This is a genomic window from Spiroplasma ixodetis (assembly GCF_059729505.1).
Genome location: NZ_AP038353.1, coordinates 236,981 through 253,389 on the forward strand (window position 1 = coordinate 236,981; position 16,409 = coordinate 253,389).

A 16,409-nucleotide genomic window follows, 5' to 3' on the forward strand; every position below is an offset into this window, starting at 1 on the left:
CAAATTTTTTAATACTTGTTTGACTTTCAAAATTATAATAAATTTTATATTTAGTATTTGTTTTAAAAATATATTTAATGTGATTTATATTAACTTTTGTTCCAACTTCTTTTCATTGTGGAATACTTGGAATTGGTTGTATTTTATTATAAACATATCTTTTATTTACAGCATCTTGTGGTTGTGTAGGGTGGTTGTGTAGGGTCTCCTATATCAACAATTCTAGTATTATTTGAAGTAATAATTCTTTTTTCTTTAGGTTGAATAATATTAGGATAATTAGGGTCTATTATTCATAATGATTAACCACTACCATCATTAGCACTAATAATATCATCATCAATAGTAATATTTTTACCTGCTGTTAATTTATTTTGTTTAATAGTATCTAAATATCCACATTCTTCATCTATTTTTCTATCAACATATTCTTTAGTACTAGCATCACTTAAAAATGTAGGAGTTCCAACATCAATTATTCTTTTACCATTAACATCAATACCTTTATCATCTTTTGGTTTAATAAAATTAGGATTATCTTTATCAACTTCTCATAATTAATTATCAATATCTGTTTTAATACCAGTAGTATCAATATTAACTATTGGTCTTAATAAATTTTGTGGATGACTAATAGTAATTTTAGTTCTAAAATCTAATGATTTTATATTATTATATGGTATATATGCATTTAATGGACTATCTTCACTATAATTTGAAATAAATTTATTAAATCAATTATTTTTTTGTGGTTCTATAACTTTTAAATTAAAACCTTTAATATTTGGATATTCTTTAATTTTTCTTAAACAATTAAATACTTCTGGAGTTATAAAATAAGGGTCATCTGGATTAGTTTCACTATAAGTTAAACCACCTTGACTAATTGAACCTTGACCACGTAAATAATCTACATCTTTAGTTAATAAAAAATCTAACATAATGAGTAGTTGCTGTTTGAATATTATCAGTAAAATCAGTTGGTGTTATTTCTGGTCATTTTTTTGAAATAGTAAAACCACTTAAATAATCAATATTACTACTTGCTACAGATATTGCAAATCAAATTTCATTATCTGGAGTAGTAACTTTATCAAATAATAATTCATTAAAATATTTAGAATTTTTAAATTATTCAACTGTTATAAATAAAATTGGGTCTTTAATTGCCATTAAAATTTACTCCTTAATGTAAAATAAAGGGTATTTAAACCCTTTAAATTTTAAATTTAGTTGCTTTTTGTTTATCTTTTTCTGATAATTCTTTCTTTTTAGATTTTTGTAATAAAACAAAATTATCTACTTGTTCTTTATCTAGATTAAAACTATCAAGTAATTTTGCAGTTGATGTAGTTTCTAATTGTAAATGAGTATTTAATTGTTTAATATTTGCTGTAATAAATTCTAATTCTTTATTACGTTTTAATTCTTTTGCTAAATTAGATTGTTTTGATTTTTTAATTTATTTTCCAAATAATAGAAATGCTAAAGTAATACATATTCCACTAGCAACTGCTCCTCTTATTACTGCTGATATTAATTCTATTGAAAAATTCATTTTTTATTCCTCCAATTGTATTTTATTTGAATGTTGTTTACATAAATGACATTCTTTTTTTATGTTTTTTAATTTCTTTATATTGATATATTAAATAAGGACTTGTAATAATAATTGGTATTGTTATTAATATATATTTAATTAATTTTCCATAATTACCTAATTTATTAATAATATTTAATCAAATATGACTAAATATAGGAAATAAAGTTAATATTAAATGGTCTGGTCAAGTAAAATTATATTGATTAGTATAATTACCTATTCCCATTTCTATTGGTATTTTAGGTATTAATCAAGGTGTTATTGTAAAAAATAATGTTATTAACATACCAATAATATGACTTGTTATTTTTAAAATATTTGATATTAAAATTTTAATTTTATCTATATGAGTACTATTTTTATTAAATCAAATCTTATTTAATCTTTTATATTCTTTATTATCTTTTGATATTGGATTAATAGTATTTCATATACCAATTGGTTTAATTGGTTTTGTTAAATCTATATCCATATAATCACCTACTTTCATGTTTTATAAAAATTAGAATTTCTTTTAATTTTTATATATTTATTTGTATGTAAAGATTTTTTTTAATAATTGTTTTCTTTCATATCTTCATTGATTACTTCCTATTTCATTTTTAGATAAAGTTTTATATTATTTTAATTTAAAAAATCCCTTTTCTAATCTATTAATAAAATTCATAGTTTTTTGTACATTAATATTATTTGGATAAATTACACTAGTATCTTGTGAACCATAATATTTACCTTTTTTTGCTAATTCACTTTTAACATATTTTCTTAATTCACTTGGTAATCATTTTCTATTTCAAAATTTTCAAAATATAGTTCCAGCACCAGTACCATTTTTACCTTTTGCTTGTGTCATTAATATTCATATTTCTTGTGGAAATGCTGGATAAGTATAAGGACCATATCATATTTGTCTTTTATCATTATCACTTTGAAATAATGTTGTTAAAGTTCCAATTTTTAAATTTTTATTATCAACAATAAATCTACCTTTTTTAAATCATGAACTTGATAATACTTCTCATGCATTATCTCGTATTTCTTCTTCATTTTCTTTAAATAACTTATCAAATTTATTTACATAATTTTTAACTGTTCTAATTTCTGTTGGCATAATAGTTTTTTTAAAACTATTTATTGGATTTTTAAATTTATTAATTTCATGTTGAAGTATACTTAATTCACTTGTTTTTAATATAGTTATTAATTTTTTAAGTATATTTGGATTTAAAAATGAATAAGGTTGATGTATTTCATTTTCATTAACATTTTCACTATCAAATACTGATTTTAATGATTGATTTTTATAATAATTTTTTAAAGCATTTATTAATGCTAATTTAATATCATTACTTGCTAATGCATAATATATTCATTCAATAATTAAAGGAAACATTATAAACTCATATGATTATAATCTCAATTTAATGAAGCATTATCAAAATTTAATGGTACTTCGCTCATATTATCACTACCATAATTACTTACATTATCATTAATTAATCTTGCAGTTTCATTATTAAATGATGTTTCTTGCATTTCTTGAATATGATTTGTAGTTTCCATAGGTAATAAATTATGGATAATTTCACTTGCTCCCGCAATAATCGTAGAAATAGCAAAATAATTATTAAAATTATTATTAATACCGATAGCAACTCCAGAAGATATTAAACATCCACCAGTAGCCATATTTGCTATTTTACGTATAGTTTCAAATCTATTAGGAATTAATTCTAGAATTCCATTAATAAGATTTGAAATACCATAAGCATTTAAACTAATATAAGTATCTCAATCCATAAAAGATTGTTTATCATTATTACTAAATAATAAATCTGGTGGAAAAGGGTCTACTGTTGTTGTAGTAATTGTATTTTCTGTTGGATTGGGATTAATAGAAGAGTTAGTAAATTTACTATAATTTGCTAAACCAATTGTTCCTAAACCTAATAATATTTTTTTAGAACTATTAATTGAACCTAATACTGGATTTGCAATTACTTGCCCATAATAAGCACTTGTACCTATCATTGCACAAATTGGACTTATACCAGCTCTAATTAATTTTAATAAATTATAGTTATTCAATGGTGTAGTCTCAGCATGTTGTGGCATTTTTAATTTCTCCTTTTAATAATTGATTAGTTTTTTTAATTTGAATTCTAACTGTTCCTTGACAATGAATATTATCTCCAACACATATAGCAAAATTATCATATACATTACTTACTATAAAATAATCATTTCTTAATTTAGGATATTCATTTAATAAAATTGCTCTAATATCATTACTTGTAGTTAAATCTTCTGGTTTAGGTGAATAAATAATAATATGTGCTTTTTCATCAAAATATTTATAAATATATTCCATAATTATTTTTTAGTAAATTCTAGTTTTACTTTCCATAATAATCTTTATTATTACCAGAAATAATAGCACTTGTTGATGTAATATTACTAAATGTTGTTTTACCTTTTTCATAACTATTATTACCAATATTTATTATTATAGTTTCTAATTCATCATTAGTAGGAGTAGTTCCTGCCATAGTAATTTTTCCTAAATTTTTTTAATAAATTACATCTTGTAAATCTAAAATATTCATATTATCATAATCAGTACTTTGATATGTTGCATTAATATTAGTTGCATCAACTTTATAATTTTTTGCTCTCGCTTCTTTAATTTCATATATTGTAGGCATTTTTTCTTGAATTATATACATTAAATTAGGTCTTATTGCTGCTGGTAATGAATATAATGCTTTACCAATAATACGAATATTATCTGTAGCATTATCTAATTTATTTCTTACTTTTGTAAACGAAATAGGCATACCTCACATATAGCGGTTATAAACTACTCCAAATAAATCTAATAATTTATAATCTTTTTCTAAATGCATACCAGAAACAGTATCATGAATAAAATCTTGTTCTAAATAAAAACTTTCATAAAATTCCATTCCCATAATTTGATTTGTATATCTTTTACCAGTTGCTAAAGTATTTGCTGCAATTTGTCCATAATTTAATAATGTAAATGCTTTTGCTAAATTAAAACTACTATCGATACCACAAGCACCAGTTAAACCTGCTTTATTAATACCAACTGTAATATCATCTACTTTTTTAATTAATTTATTATTTTTTTCTCCAATTGTATAATAAGCATTTAATGCTTGTTCTTTAGTCGTATTATTTAAATTTAAAGGTAATACTAATGATTTAGCAATTGCATAATCTTTTGTACCTTGTAAAAATATTAATTCAAAATTTTCTCTTAAATTTCTCATAAATGAACTTGTTCAATTTGAAACAATTTGTGTTGCTACATTTGCTGGTGAAGTCATAAATCTTTCAATATCAAATTCTGGAATATTAAAATCAATTGTTAATTCTTTATCAATAATTAATGTTGTTGTTTTAACTATTCCTTTTTGTCTTTTAGTACCAGTAAATTCATCTCATGTTGAACCTCATAATACACGAAAAGTTGCTCTATATATTGCCATTGCTACACCACTAATATTTGCTATTTGGTCAGCAGTAATAGTATTTCTCATAAATAAAGTACTTAATTCACCACGAACTTGTGTTTCAAGTACACTTAAAACAGCATTTTCAGTAGGTGAATTACCACCAATAATAAATGCTTTAGGTATTTGTGGAATTGCCATTTTATCCTCTTTCTATTTAATAGATTGAAGTGCATTTCCTCTAGCTAAATTTACAAGTTTTTCTAATTCGTTAGGTTCAGTAATACCTGTAGTTTTTGCTTTTTCATTTAATTTTCTTTCTAATTCTTCTGGATTAATACTATTTGTATGTAAATCTAAAAGAGTTTTAGGATTAAAATCATTTGAATTAAGTTTATTTTCTTGTTTAATAGGTTATATTTTATCTAGGAAATTATCCCCACATGTACTAGTGTGGAGGAAAAAATGAATTGAAATAAATTCAATAGCATATTTCAAAATGAAAACGATTGTTTGAAATATATAGCGAAGTTGAAAGTAATGAAATGTATCAGGTGTGCTTCTTCTAGTTTGAATGTTTCTGATTTGAGAAGAATAAGATGTTTGAAATGTCATCAAACATTTAGTATTCTTCATGACACCATTTTTCACAAGTCACAAACACCTTTGACATCTTGGTTTTATTTCATCTTTAGATGAATAAACACAAAGCATGGTATACCATCAACAGATGTTGCAAGGGAATTGGGTGTGACATATAAAACAGTTTGAAGAATGAGTCATGAAATCAGAACTAGAATTTGGAATCAAGATGCAGGGTTCATTGATGATGGCACAGCACAGATAGATGAAATGTATCTTTCATATGTAGGTTTTAAAAAACAAGGAAGATCCTTGTTGAATAAAACCTTGATTGTTGGAGTTTATGAGAGAACCAGCAACAAACTAATTGTGAAAGTATTGAAAAAAGCAGATGAGAAAAACCTTTTATGATTTGCATTGAAACACATTTCTACTGGGTGTTGTCTATTTATGGATTCTTGGAAGGGATATGGAAGTTTCAAAAACTTCTATCACAAACATGAAATCGTAAATCATGAAGTTGGGTATGTGTCATCAACAGGTGTAAACACAAACCAAATTGAATCTGCATGAAAACACATCCGACGAACTTTCCGAACACACATAAAAGTTTCAAAACACAATATTCATTTATATGCAAATGAAGCTGCATATAAATTCAATAAGATACCTAGTTTTGAAACTATAATTTTGTGTTTGATTTAGATACATGTAGGTATAATTTCCTAGATAGGCTTTTATCTCCGTTTATGTGATAAAATTTAAAAATAGTACATAAAGGAATAAAAGCCTTTATCAATTAAAAAATCTTTATAATCTTCATTTATTTTATTAAATGCTTCTTGTTTAGATAAAAATTTATAATTATAAATACTCATTAAATTTTTAATTAAATTTACTTTTTTAGTATCTTTAATATTAGAAAATAATTGTTGCTCTTCAAAACTATTAATTTTATTTGCATATTCTTTTATTTTTGTTTCATATTCACTTAATTTAGGTTCTAATTCTTTTTTAAGAAATTCATCTTTTTCTTGAGCATATACAACATTTCTTTGTTGTTTTAAAGTTTCTTGTAATTCTTCAAAAGTATAAGTTTCTTTATTTTCTTTAACTTCAAAATTAGACATAAAAATACTCCCTTGTTTAATAATCGCTTTTTTGATAATCCCTTGTAACTTATGTTAAAAATAACATAATCGCTTTATTATATTATATCATTTTTAGCCTTTAAAATAAAGAAAAAAAACTATATTTATTATAGATTTCTAATCATTATTTTATATTTTTCTAGGTTCAGAAATATTAATTATTATATTACTTTGTGTGTTATTATCATCTTCATTAATATCAAATTCATTTGGATAACTAACTTGTCAATGTTTATAAATTAATTCTGGTTTTACTAATGATTTTTCTAACATATGAGTTGAAATTATTGCTCTTGCATTATCATAATCTTTAATAAAATTTTTACGTCATGGATTGCTTCTACGTCGTCAATCATAAACAAATTTTCTATCAATTACAAGTGCATTATTTAATCCTTGTGGTGTTAATATAACTTTCTTGGTTCTTAAATAATTATCAATTTGAGTTTTATAATTAACACTTAATTTTTCACCATATTTTTTCTCTTTTTCTGGCATATTATCACCTTATTTTAAAACATATATATTTAATTATATCGTTTTACAATTATCATATTTTTAAACTTTATTTCTAAAATTACTATAATCAAAATCATAAATTAAGAAAGAAAATAATATTATGAATTTTCTTAGTAATGAACTTAATTATGATGAACTTGATAATCAAATTCAAAACAATGGTTTAAATTATTTAACAAATCTATTAAAAGCATATGATGATTTTTGACATCAAAATATATATGATAAAACTAAACATAAATATGTTAAAACTGCTCCAAGAAGTCCAAATACTCAATATGGTAAAATAAATGATTTTTATCGTAGATGTTATTTAATATTAGAAACTAATGAATATTATTATCCTTTATATGATTATATAAAAATTAAAAAAAGAAAAAGAACACTTACAAGTTTAGAACATACAATAATAAAAAATTCAGGCAATGGTAAAAGACAAAGTGATGTACAAGATACTATAAAAAATAGTAATTTTTCAAAAACATATATTACTAATGTAATGAAAAATGCAGTAATAGGTGTTGAAGAAATAAAAGAGAAAAAAGTAATATTACCAACTGAAAAATTATTTGTAAATATGGATGATTGTTTTATATCTTCATTATTTGATAATAAAAAACAAAAAATCGTATTTGTACAATTAGTGCAAATAAAGGTAAAGATTTAGAAAAATCTACTAAAAGTAGAAACGTTTTAAAAGAGAAAAAAAATACTTATATGAAAACCAAAAATGGTGAAATAATTAAAAGACAAGAATTAATTGATAAAATTTATGAATTTCTTGATTTACAATATATTTATAATAAAAGTAGTTTAGTATTTATTGGTGATGGTGCACCTTGAATTAAAACTACTGCTAAAAAAGAAAATATTCCTTATGTAATTGATAGACATCATGCATTTAAAGCATTTAAAAAAGGATTTATTTTTAATAGAAAAGTAGATAATAAAAAAATAACAAATGCATATGATTTATTTGTTAATGGTGAATATTATCCATTATTAGATTTTTTAAAAGAAAATAATGTAAATGAAGAAATATATAAATATTTTAAAAATAATAAAGAAGGTGTTATCAATAAAAAAGAAAATTGAAATTAAGGAGTTTGTGCTGAAAGTGATGTATCACATTTAGTTAAATCTTTAAAAGGATATGGTGCTAAAATTTATAATGATAAAGTACTTGATAATATGCTTATAATTAATTCAGCAAGAATTAATAAATTAAATCTTTTACTTTAATATTTTAAAAACTTAATAAATCTAAACCTAAATAGTTAGGAATTTTTACTTTAGATGAATTAAAATAATATTCTAAAATACTTGATTATATTTATAAAAAGGTATATAATATAAAGAAAAATTAATAATTTAAAGTTGTCTTTTATTTAAAGAAAATTAAATTATAACTATTAACTTTACTCACCCAATTAAAGTTTATTTTATGCATGGAGTTGAAGAACCTTTATGTAATAACAAAGGTGTTGCAATATTACCATTTATAATTAAAGATGATGGTAGTTGTTATTTTATGCAAACATGTGAGAGTAATCCTTTATTTAATAAAAATAAGTTGGGTAAATATAGTTAAATTACTGGTGGAGTGGAAAATAATAATCATTTGGAAACAGTTTATAATGAAATGAGAGAAGAAACTGGCATTTTTTTAACAAAAGATACACCTATTTACTTTTTAGGTACTCATTATGCTTCAAAAATAAGCACTAAAGTATGATATTATTATGCAATTGATTTAACTGCACTTAATTTGGATATTAATGATAAATATTATGGTTATGGCGATGGAACAATAGGAGAAAATAGTTTATATAGTAAATTTATTCCTGAAACAGAATTACGGTTTTCAAACGATTCTTTTTCTCTTACAATTTATGTTAAGTTATTCAATTCTATAAACCACAATTGTTTTAAAAACATTAATTTTAAAACATTATTATTAAACAATTATTGCGATTCAAAAGTAGAAATATTTAATTCTGCAACTAATAATAATTTGAAGAGAAATATTTTTATTTCGGGTATAGCTAATAATTATGAAGAATTTGGTACTATAAAGAAAAGAAAAAAATTTGTATTTGATTTATCAAATTTCTTATGTAAAGAAAATAAGAAAATAATAAATGCATTTGGAATCGGCGTTGGTGATGAAATAGTAAGTGGTGCTGTTAAGTATGCTAAAGAAAATAGTATTGTTTTGGATAAAATTCTTGATGTATGACTATTTCCTCAACAATTTAAAAAAAGTTGACCAGAATATCGTAATCAGTTAATAGATAAAGCAGACATTGTACTATTTATTTTTGGTAATAAAATGGATGAAAATAATAATATTGTTTTATCAAAAGGTGTATTAAATGAATTTGAAATTGCTAGAAATAAAAATAAAATAATAATTCCTATAGCTTCAACTGGTTATGCTGCTAAAGAAATATTTATAAAAATAGAAAATGATATAGAAAATTTTAAATATTTAAAAGATTATTTACATGTTCTTAAGAATGAAAAAAAATGCTGCAAAGATAGTTAAAACTATTATTCAAATTTTAGATAATATTAACTAGTAATATTTATTTATATGGAAATTATCCCCACATGTACTAGTGTAGAGGAAAAAATGAATTGAAATGAATTCAATAGCATATTTCAAAATGAAAACGACTGTTTGAAATATATAGCGAAGTTGAAAGTAATGAAATGTATCAGGTGTGTTTCTTCTAGTTTGAATGTTTATGATTTGAGAAGAATGAGATGTTTGAAATGTCATCAAACATTTAGTATTCTTCATGACACCATTTTTCACAAGTCACAAACACCTTTGACATCTTGGTTTTATCTCATCTTTAGATGAATAAACACCAAACATGGAATTCCATCAACAGATGTTGCAAAAGAATTGGGAGTGACTTTGAAAACAGCTTGAAGAATGGGTCATGAAATCAGAACTAGAATTTGGAATCAAGATGCAGGGTTCATTGATGATGGCACAGCACAGATGGATGAAATGTATCTTTCACATGTAGGTTTTAAAAAACAAGGAAGATCCTTGTTTTTTAAAACCTTGATTGTTGGAGTTTATGAGAAAACCAGCAACAAACTAATTGTGAAAGTATTGAAAAAAGCAGATGAGAAAAACATTTTATGATTTGCATTGAAACACATTTCTACTTGGTGTTGTCTATTTACGGATTATTGGAAGGAATATGGAGGTTTCAAAAACTTCTATCACAAACATGAAATCGTAAATCATGAAGTTGGGTATGTGTCATCAACAGGTGTAAACACAAACCAGATTGAATCTGCATGAAAACACATCCGACGAACTTTCCGAACACACATAAAAGTTTCAAAAAACAATATTCATTTATATGCAAAAGAAGCTGCATATAAATTCAATAAGATACCTAGTTTTGAAACTATAATTTTGTGTTTGATTTAGATACATGTGGGGATAATTTCCTAGATAGGCTTTTATCTCCATTTATGTGATAAAATTTAAAAATAGTACATAAAAGGATAAAAGCCATTTATATTTTATTTCTTGGTGGTAATTGTGGAGGTGTGCCACTTTTAATTGGACTTAGTTGTCCTAAATAATTAATAAAATGGTAATCTCATTTTTCAGAAACTAAATCACCAGTATTTTTTTCATTTTTATTTTTATCAATAGTTTCATAAATATGATTTAAATTTTGATTGATAGATGATGACATAATTTTTTTTAATACTAATTGAAAAGGAATATAGTTGCTATTCATAAAAAGTTAATACCAATTTCTAATATTTTAATTTTTAACAATTTTTAAAAAATTATATCATAATAATCTTTATTTAATAATGAAATGTTTAGTAATTTTTTATTATATTATTCAATAGTTTTTTTAATGTTTTTAGAAAATTATGTATATTTTTGTTAATAATAAACTTTCTGTTGATATATTATATATAATTATATTATGTTTAAAATTAATCAAAAATTTTAATTATAAAAGGCAGGAAATTAAGTATGGAAAACCTTAGTGTTGGCGAAATAGTAACAAAATTTAATTTAACAATTTTATATATTAATCCCAAAATTCCAATTGAAAAAAGAATTATTACTAATATTGGTACTAATCGTGGTGGTTTAGAGTTAACAGGATTTAAAACTAAACAAATCTCACGTAGTCGTCGTATAATTTTATTAAGCAGTAAAGAAAGCGAATATATTTCCTCTTTACCAAAAACAGAATTTAAGAACCATTTTAGTAATATTTTAGAAGATCATATTCCTGCTATTTTTGTAACACCTAATTTTAAATTTAAAAAAGAATTATGTGACTGTGCTAAAGTGATTAATTCAACAGTTCCAATTATTGAAGTATTATTTTTTACTTCTGAATTTGCAGCAACAGTTTCTACGTATATTGTTGAACGTTTATCTGAATCTAAAAGTTTACATGGTACTTTAGTAAATATTTTTGGTTATGGTGTCCTAATTACAGGTGAAAGTGGTATTGGTAAATCAGAAACAACATTAGATTTATTACGTAATGGGCACTTATTTGTTGGTGATGATAGTATTGATATTTTAAAAGTCAATAATAAAATTGTAGGAAAAGTTAATCCGATTATTAAAAATTTAATTGAAATTAGAGGAATAGGTATCCTAGATATTACCAAAATGTATGGATATCATGTTATAATGCATGAGAGTCAAGTAAATTTAATTATTAATTTAATTAGAATTGAAAATGATGGTTGAACTAAAGTTGATCGACTTGGTGAACATAATAACTTTGATGTTTTTTTTCAAATTAAAGTGCCTAAAATAATTATTCCTGTTAGTACAGGAAGAAATTTAGCTGATTTAATTGAAGCAGCAGTTATTAGTTTAAAGTTAAAAGATGAAGGTCAAGACACTACTGTTAGTTTTCAAAAACAAATAATTAGAAATTTAACAAAAAAGAAATAATTTAATTATTAAATTATCAAAAAGGAAAAAAATATGATTAATGATGATGGATACAATAGTTTAATTACCGATATTCCGGGAATGGGAATTCATATTTATTCGGTATTAATGGCAGTAGGGTTTTTAACTGCTGTCATTGCTTCATGAATAAAATTATATCGTCGTAATATTCCAACTAAAACTTTAGAATGAGGAACATTAGTTATTGCATTAGCAGGATTAATAGGAGCAAGAGCATGATATGTTCTTAATAATACTAGCACAATTGAAAATGCACTTGATGTAGTTGCCGTTTGAAGAGGTGGTATGGCAATTGAAGGAGGCGTTACAGTTGGAATGATAATAGGATTCTTTATTTTTTATCGTACTTCAAAACAGTTACAAATTTCAATGTGAGTTTTTATTGATTGTATTGTTCCAAATATTTTATTAGGTCAAGCGATTGGTAGATGAGGTAATTTTTTTAATCAAGAATTACTAGGAGCTGATGTTGGTCATCTTTTCAACTGATTACCAACATGAATAAATAATCATTTGCATTATGGTTTTAATAGCAATAAACCAGATCCTGTTGCTGTTTATCGTCAACCTTTATTTTTATATGAGTCATTATCTTCATTATTTGGTTGATTCTTTTTAACTTTTTTTGTACCAAAAACAGGACAAATATTTAGTAAAAAACCATGAAAATTAGATTCTTCGCAATTTATTTCGCCTTTAAAGACTAATCCAATTGTTGGAAAAGATTTTTTAAAACCTTGAATGGTTATTAAAAAAATTCATGGATATCGTAAATTTAAATATGAAAGTTGAAAACAAGCATATTTTGATTTTACACCCAATAAGAATAGTGTTAAAAATTTTGAAAAAATACCTTGAAAAGATGTTAAAACACATTCAAAAGTTAAATCAAAGATAAAAAAATGATATTTAAAGATTAAATATAATATGCAACCACATTCTAAATCTTTAAATACTATGTATAATCCTAATAATTATCGAGTAACATATGCAGGAGTATCAGGTAGTTTATACTTTGTCTTTTATGGTATTATTAGAATGATTTTAGAACCACTTCGTGATAATAGAGACATTATGAAAATAGCCAATGTTTCAACTTCAATGATAGTTTCTGGAATGTGAATTATTTTAGGTGTTATTTTAGTAATATTTGCACAAATTATTGCACCATCAAGATTTCGTAAAGGAGAATGATTATATGAAAAATCATACTAATAAAGAAAATAAATATGATTATGATTTAGTAGTTATTGGTGGTGGTCCAGCAGGAATGACAGCTGCTATTTATGCACAAAGAGCAAATCTTAAAACTGTGATTATTGAAAAATATATTGTTGGTGGAAAAATGATTAAAACTTCTGAAATTGAAAATTATCCAGGTTATGATTATATTTTAGGACCTGAATTATCAGAAAAAATGCAAAAGCAAGTTGAGAAACTACAAGTTGAATTTGTTACTGATGAAGTTATTAAAATTACAGATAGTGAAAATCATAAAATTAAAACAGTCCTTTTAAGTAGTGGTGATGTTCTTATTTCTAAAGGAGTAATTATAGCTACTGGTTCATTAGAACGTAAAATTGGTGTTCCTGGTGAAGAGGAATATGCTAATCGCGGTGTTTCTTATTGTGCTGTTTGTGATGGTGCTTTATTTAAGAATAAAATTATTAGTGTAGTTGGCGGTGGTTATGCTGCTTGTGAAGAATCTTTATATTTAACAAGATTTACTAATAAAGTTAATCTTATTCATCGTCGTGATCAATTTCGTGCTGATGATAAAACCGTTAATAAAGTTAAAAATAATGAAAATATTAATTTAATAACTGATCATGTTGTATTAAAAGTATTAGGTACTGAGGATAAGAAAAAAGTAGGTAAATTAGAAATTCAAAATATTAAAACTAAGGAAATTAGTAAAATTACTACTGATGCCTTATTTCCTTATATTGGTTCTGATCCTGTTACAAAATTTGTTAAAGATTTAGATATTTGCGATAGCAATGGTTATATTATAGTTAATGATAAGTGCCAAACTAAAATCCCGGGATTATATGCAGCTGGTGATGTAATTGCTAAAAATTTAAGACAAATAGTAACTGCTGTTAACGATGGAGCGATTGCAGCACAATATTTAATAAATTTTATTGATAATTTTAATGAATAAAGTGTACAATTGAGGTGATAGTAATGATATCATTTACAACAAGTGTAAAAGATGAAATCTGTCAAAAAAGTTTTAAAAATTGTTGTCAGAAATCTTTGCTATCAGCATATTCGATTATTAATGGTAAGATTACAAATTCAGATAAAATAAATAATGAGATTATTATTCATAATTTTCATAACAAAACAACTAGGTTAATATATAAATTTTTAAAAAATCAATATAAAGACGTAAAATTGATAGTTATGGTGGATGTTTTAAATAAATTTGAGCGTCCAAAGGTGTATAATATTCGTATTAATAATAAAATCAATTTTATTATTAATGATTTAATGCTTCAAGATAAATATCTTTTTATTGAGAAAGAAGCTATGCACCAGCATATAATAAAAGAGCATTGTATAAGAGCGTATATCGCAGGAATCTTCCTTGTAGTTGGCAGTATCAATTCTCCTTCAACACCTAACTACCATTTGGAATTACAATTTCATAATGATATGTTGGCTAAAAAAATTAAAAATATTTTATTACAAACTTTTAAATTAAACTTTAAAACAATAAAACGTCGTAATAAAACGGTGCTTTATCTAAAAAAATCTAATATAATTTCTGACTTTTTAAAAATAATTGATTGTCCACAAGCAGTTTTCGCTTTTGAAGATAAACGCATTTCACGAGAATTATTTAATAATATTAATCGTTTTAATAATATTGATATTTCTAATCAACAAAAAATTTTAAATGCTGGAGACCAGCAAGTTATAATGATTTCTGTTTTAAAAGATAAAAAACTTTTCAAAGCGTTGTCATTAAAAGTTCAAATTATTTCAAATTTAAGATTAAAAAATCCTGAAGCATCACTTTCAGAATTGGGTGAACTTTACTATCAAGAAACTGGTTTTGTCATTACTAAGTCTGGGGTTAATCATTTAATTCGCGAAATTAAGAAAAAGTATCAAGAAACATTGTAAGTTAATAATAAAAGTATAAGAGGAGGCCATACAATGAAAAAGAAAGAAATTTTAAGCAAAGGTCGTCAAGATTTATTGAATGCTTTTGGAAAACGAATGAAAACTTTACGTAATCAAAAAGGTAGAAAATTTTCACAAGAGAAACTTGGAGAAGCAAGCGGCCTACATCGTAATTATATTTCTGATGCTGAAAGAGGAACAAGAAACGTATCTTTAGTTGCAATCTTAAAAATAATTAATGGGTTGGATTCATCTATTAGTGAGTTTTTTGCTGTAGGGTTTGATAATATTGATACTTCAAATTTATATGACACATTTAGTGTTGAATAAAATCAATTTTATACACTTTTAGTAGTACTTTATAAACAAGTACTACTTTTTTATTATTTTATTTTTTATTAAAAATAAATTTGAGAAAAGTTATTAGTACTTTTTATAAAATTAATTGATATTCACTAGTAATTATTTTATCTTAATGAAGATTATGAAATTTATTCACCTTATATTAGGAATAATTAATCATTAAAATGTTATAATTTAATTATTGATTATCATTAAGGAGTTATTATGACAATAGAAAATACATAAGTTGAAATTGAAAATGTTACTACTAATGTTGATAACGCTAAAAAAGAACCTTATCAATTAAGTAGTATTATTTCACCTATATTTGGTCTTAATCATCAAAAAATAACTACGATTCCAATTAATATTAAAAAAGCCGATAGCAGTTCTAGCACTATTGAGCAATATGTTGATAAAAAAACTAAAGAAAATATTTTTCGTGAAAAAGAAGTAACGTATAATAATTCTAGTAATCTTGATAATACTAGAATTGCACAAATTAAAAAAAATAGAGAACAACAACAAATATATGATAGTTTACCATCGCGCTATCTATAATTTCACGATAAAATATTTAAAGAAACTACATCTATTAATTACAA

21 protein-coding genes are annotated in these 16,409 nt (G+C 23.8%); 11 read left to right on the forward strand and 10 right to left on the reverse strand.

The window, feature by feature from the left end; all coding sequences use genetic code 4:
• Positions 1–557: 557 nt before the first annotated feature.
• The 7 genes from AC6I4F_RS01605 to AC6I4F_RS01635 all read right to left on the reverse strand — a co-directional run bounded on the left by AC6I4F_RS01605 (position 558) and on the right by AC6I4F_RS01635 (position 5,283).
• Positions 558–941, reverse strand: coding sequence for a hypothetical protein (locus tag AC6I4F_RS01605; RefSeq protein ID WP_497874084.1), 384 nt, complete (start codon positions 939–941; stop codon positions 558–560).
• A gap of 654 nt (positions 942–1,595) precedes the next feature.
• A complete protein-coding gene (locus AC6I4F_RS01610) occupies positions 1,596–2,075 on the reverse strand; it encodes a hypothetical protein (protein ID WP_497874085.1) in 480 nt (159 codons plus the stop codon).
• 147 nt (positions 2,076–2,222) lie between these two features.
• Positions 2,223–2,996 (reverse strand): hypothetical protein, encoded by a 774-nt coding sequence (locus AC6I4F_RS01615; RefSeq protein ID WP_497874086.1) that lies wholly within the window; start codon positions 2,994–2,996, stop codon positions 2,223–2,225.
• Positions 2,996–3,718: a hypothetical protein gene (locus tag AC6I4F_RS01620; RefSeq protein ID WP_497874087.1), complete on the reverse strand. Its 723-nt coding sequence runs from the start codon at positions 3,716–3,718 to the stop codon at positions 2,996–2,998. The genes AC6I4F_RS01615 and AC6I4F_RS01620 overlap by 1 nt, the downstream gene beginning before the upstream one ends.
• The gene (locus tag AC6I4F_RS01625; protein WP_497874088.1) at positions 3,684–3,974 is read right to left on the reverse strand and encodes a hypothetical protein; all 291 of its coding nucleotides are present in this window, start codon (positions 3,972–3,974) and stop codon (positions 3,684–3,686) included. The genes AC6I4F_RS01620 and AC6I4F_RS01625 overlap by 35 nt, the downstream gene beginning before the upstream one ends.
• Positions 3,975–3,999: 25 nt before the next feature.
• Positions 4,000–4,152 (reverse strand): hypothetical protein, encoded by a 153-nt coding sequence (locus tag AC6I4F_RS01630; protein WP_497874089.1) that lies wholly within the window; start codon positions 4,150–4,152, stop codon positions 4,000–4,002.
• Positions 4,153–4,173: 21 nt separating this feature from the next.
• A complete protein-coding gene (locus AC6I4F_RS01635) occupies positions 4,174–5,283 on the reverse strand; it encodes a hypothetical protein (RefSeq protein ID WP_497874090.1) in 1,110 nt (369 codons plus the stop codon).
• 264 nt (positions 5,284–5,547) lie between these two features.
• Between AC6I4F_RS01635 and AC6I4F_RS01640 the strand changes: the two genes are divergently transcribed.
• The gene (locus tag AC6I4F_RS01640) at positions 5,548–6,369 is read left to right on the forward strand and encodes an IS1595 family transposase (RefSeq protein ID WP_497874091.1); all 822 of its coding nucleotides are present in this window, start codon (positions 5,548–5,550) and stop codon (positions 6,367–6,369) included.
• 56 nt (positions 6,370–6,425) lie between these two features.
• Here the strand turns inward: AC6I4F_RS01640 and AC6I4F_RS01645 are convergent, their stop codons facing one another.
• The gene (locus AC6I4F_RS01645; RefSeq protein ID WP_497874092.1) at positions 6,426–6,794 is read right to left on the reverse strand and encodes a hypothetical protein; all 369 of its coding nucleotides are present in this window, start codon (positions 6,792–6,794) and stop codon (positions 6,426–6,428) included.
• A 150-nt stretch (positions 6,795–6,944) separates the two neighbouring features.
• Positions 6,945–7,313 (reverse strand): hypothetical protein, encoded by a 369-nt coding sequence (locus AC6I4F_RS01650; protein WP_497874093.1) that lies wholly within the window; start codon positions 7,311–7,313, stop codon positions 6,945–6,947.
• A gap of 121 nt (positions 7,314–7,434) precedes the next feature.
• On the opposite strand from AC6I4F_RS01650, the gene AC6I4F_RS01655 reads away from it, so the two are divergent.
• The 5 genes from AC6I4F_RS01655 (at position 7,435) to AC6I4F_RS01675 (ending at position 10,791) form a co-directional block, all read left to right on the forward strand.
• Positions 7,435–8,001: a UPF0236 family transposase-like protein gene (locus tag AC6I4F_RS01655; RefSeq protein ID WP_497874094.1), complete on the forward strand. Its 567-nt coding sequence runs from the start codon at positions 7,435–7,437 to the stop codon at positions 7,999–8,001.
• A 50-nt stretch (positions 8,002–8,051) separates the two neighbouring features.
• Entirely contained in the window at positions 8,052–8,435 is a 384-nt protein-coding gene (locus AC6I4F_RS01660) for a hypothetical protein (protein ID WP_497874095.1), read from the forward strand.
• Between the two features lie 343 nt (positions 8,436–8,778).
• Complete coding sequence (locus tag AC6I4F_RS01665; RefSeq protein WP_497874096.1) at positions 8,779–8,925, forward strand: hypothetical protein; 147 nt, start codon at positions 8,779–8,781, stop codon at positions 8,923–8,925.
• Between the two features lie 12 nt (positions 8,926–8,937).
• A complete protein-coding gene (locus AC6I4F_RS01670) occupies positions 8,938–9,882 on the forward strand; it encodes a hypothetical protein (protein WP_497874097.1) in 945 nt (314 codons plus the stop codon).
• Between the two features lie 48 nt (positions 9,883–9,930).
• A complete protein-coding gene (locus AC6I4F_RS01675; protein ID WP_497874098.1) occupies positions 9,931–10,791 on the forward strand; it encodes an IS1595 family transposase in 861 nt (286 codons plus the stop codon).
• 88 nt (positions 10,792–10,879) lie between these two features.
• Here the strand turns inward: AC6I4F_RS01675 and AC6I4F_RS01680 are convergent, their stop codons facing one another.
• Complete coding sequence (locus tag AC6I4F_RS01680) at positions 10,880–11,065, reverse strand: hypothetical protein (protein WP_497874099.1); 186 nt, start codon at positions 11,063–11,065, stop codon at positions 10,880–10,882.
• A gap of 293 nt (positions 11,066–11,358) precedes the next feature.
• Here AC6I4F_RS01680 and hprK point away from each other — a divergent pair, with 293 nt between their 5' ends.
• From hprK to AC6I4F_RS01705, 5 genes are read left to right on the forward strand one after another with little or no spacing between them, the layout of a single operon-like run.
• Positions 11,359–12,306 carry an HPr(Ser) kinase/phosphatase gene (gene hprK / locus AC6I4F_RS01685; protein WP_497874100.1) on the forward strand — a complete coding sequence of 316 codons (948 nt, stop codon included), beginning with the start codon at positions 11,359–11,361 and terminating at the stop codon, positions 12,304–12,306.
• A gap of 33 nt (positions 12,307–12,339) precedes the next feature.
• Entirely contained in the window at positions 12,340–13,542 is a 1,203-nt protein-coding gene (locus AC6I4F_RS01690) for a prolipoprotein diacylglyceryl transferase (RefSeq protein WP_497874101.1), read from the forward strand.
• The gene (gene trxB, locus AC6I4F_RS01695) at positions 13,526–14,491 is read left to right on the forward strand and encodes a thioredoxin-disulfide reductase (RefSeq protein ID WP_497874102.1); all 966 of its coding nucleotides are present in this window, start codon (positions 13,526–13,528) and stop codon (positions 14,489–14,491) included. The genes AC6I4F_RS01690 and trxB overlap by 17 nt, the downstream gene beginning before the upstream one ends.
• 23 nt (positions 14,492–14,514) lie before the next feature.
• Positions 14,515–15,462 (forward strand): DNA-binding protein WhiA, encoded by a 948-nt coding sequence (gene whiA / locus AC6I4F_RS01700; protein WP_497874103.1) that lies wholly within the window; start codon positions 14,515–14,517, stop codon positions 15,460–15,462.
• A 33-nt stretch (positions 15,463–15,495) separates the two neighbouring features.
• Positions 15,496–15,792 carry a helix-turn-helix domain-containing protein gene (locus tag AC6I4F_RS01705; protein ID WP_252319896.1) on the forward strand — a complete coding sequence of 99 codons (297 nt, stop codon included), beginning with the start codon at positions 15,496–15,498 and terminating at the stop codon, positions 15,790–15,792.
• Positions 15,793–16,409: the final 617 nt, after the last annotated feature.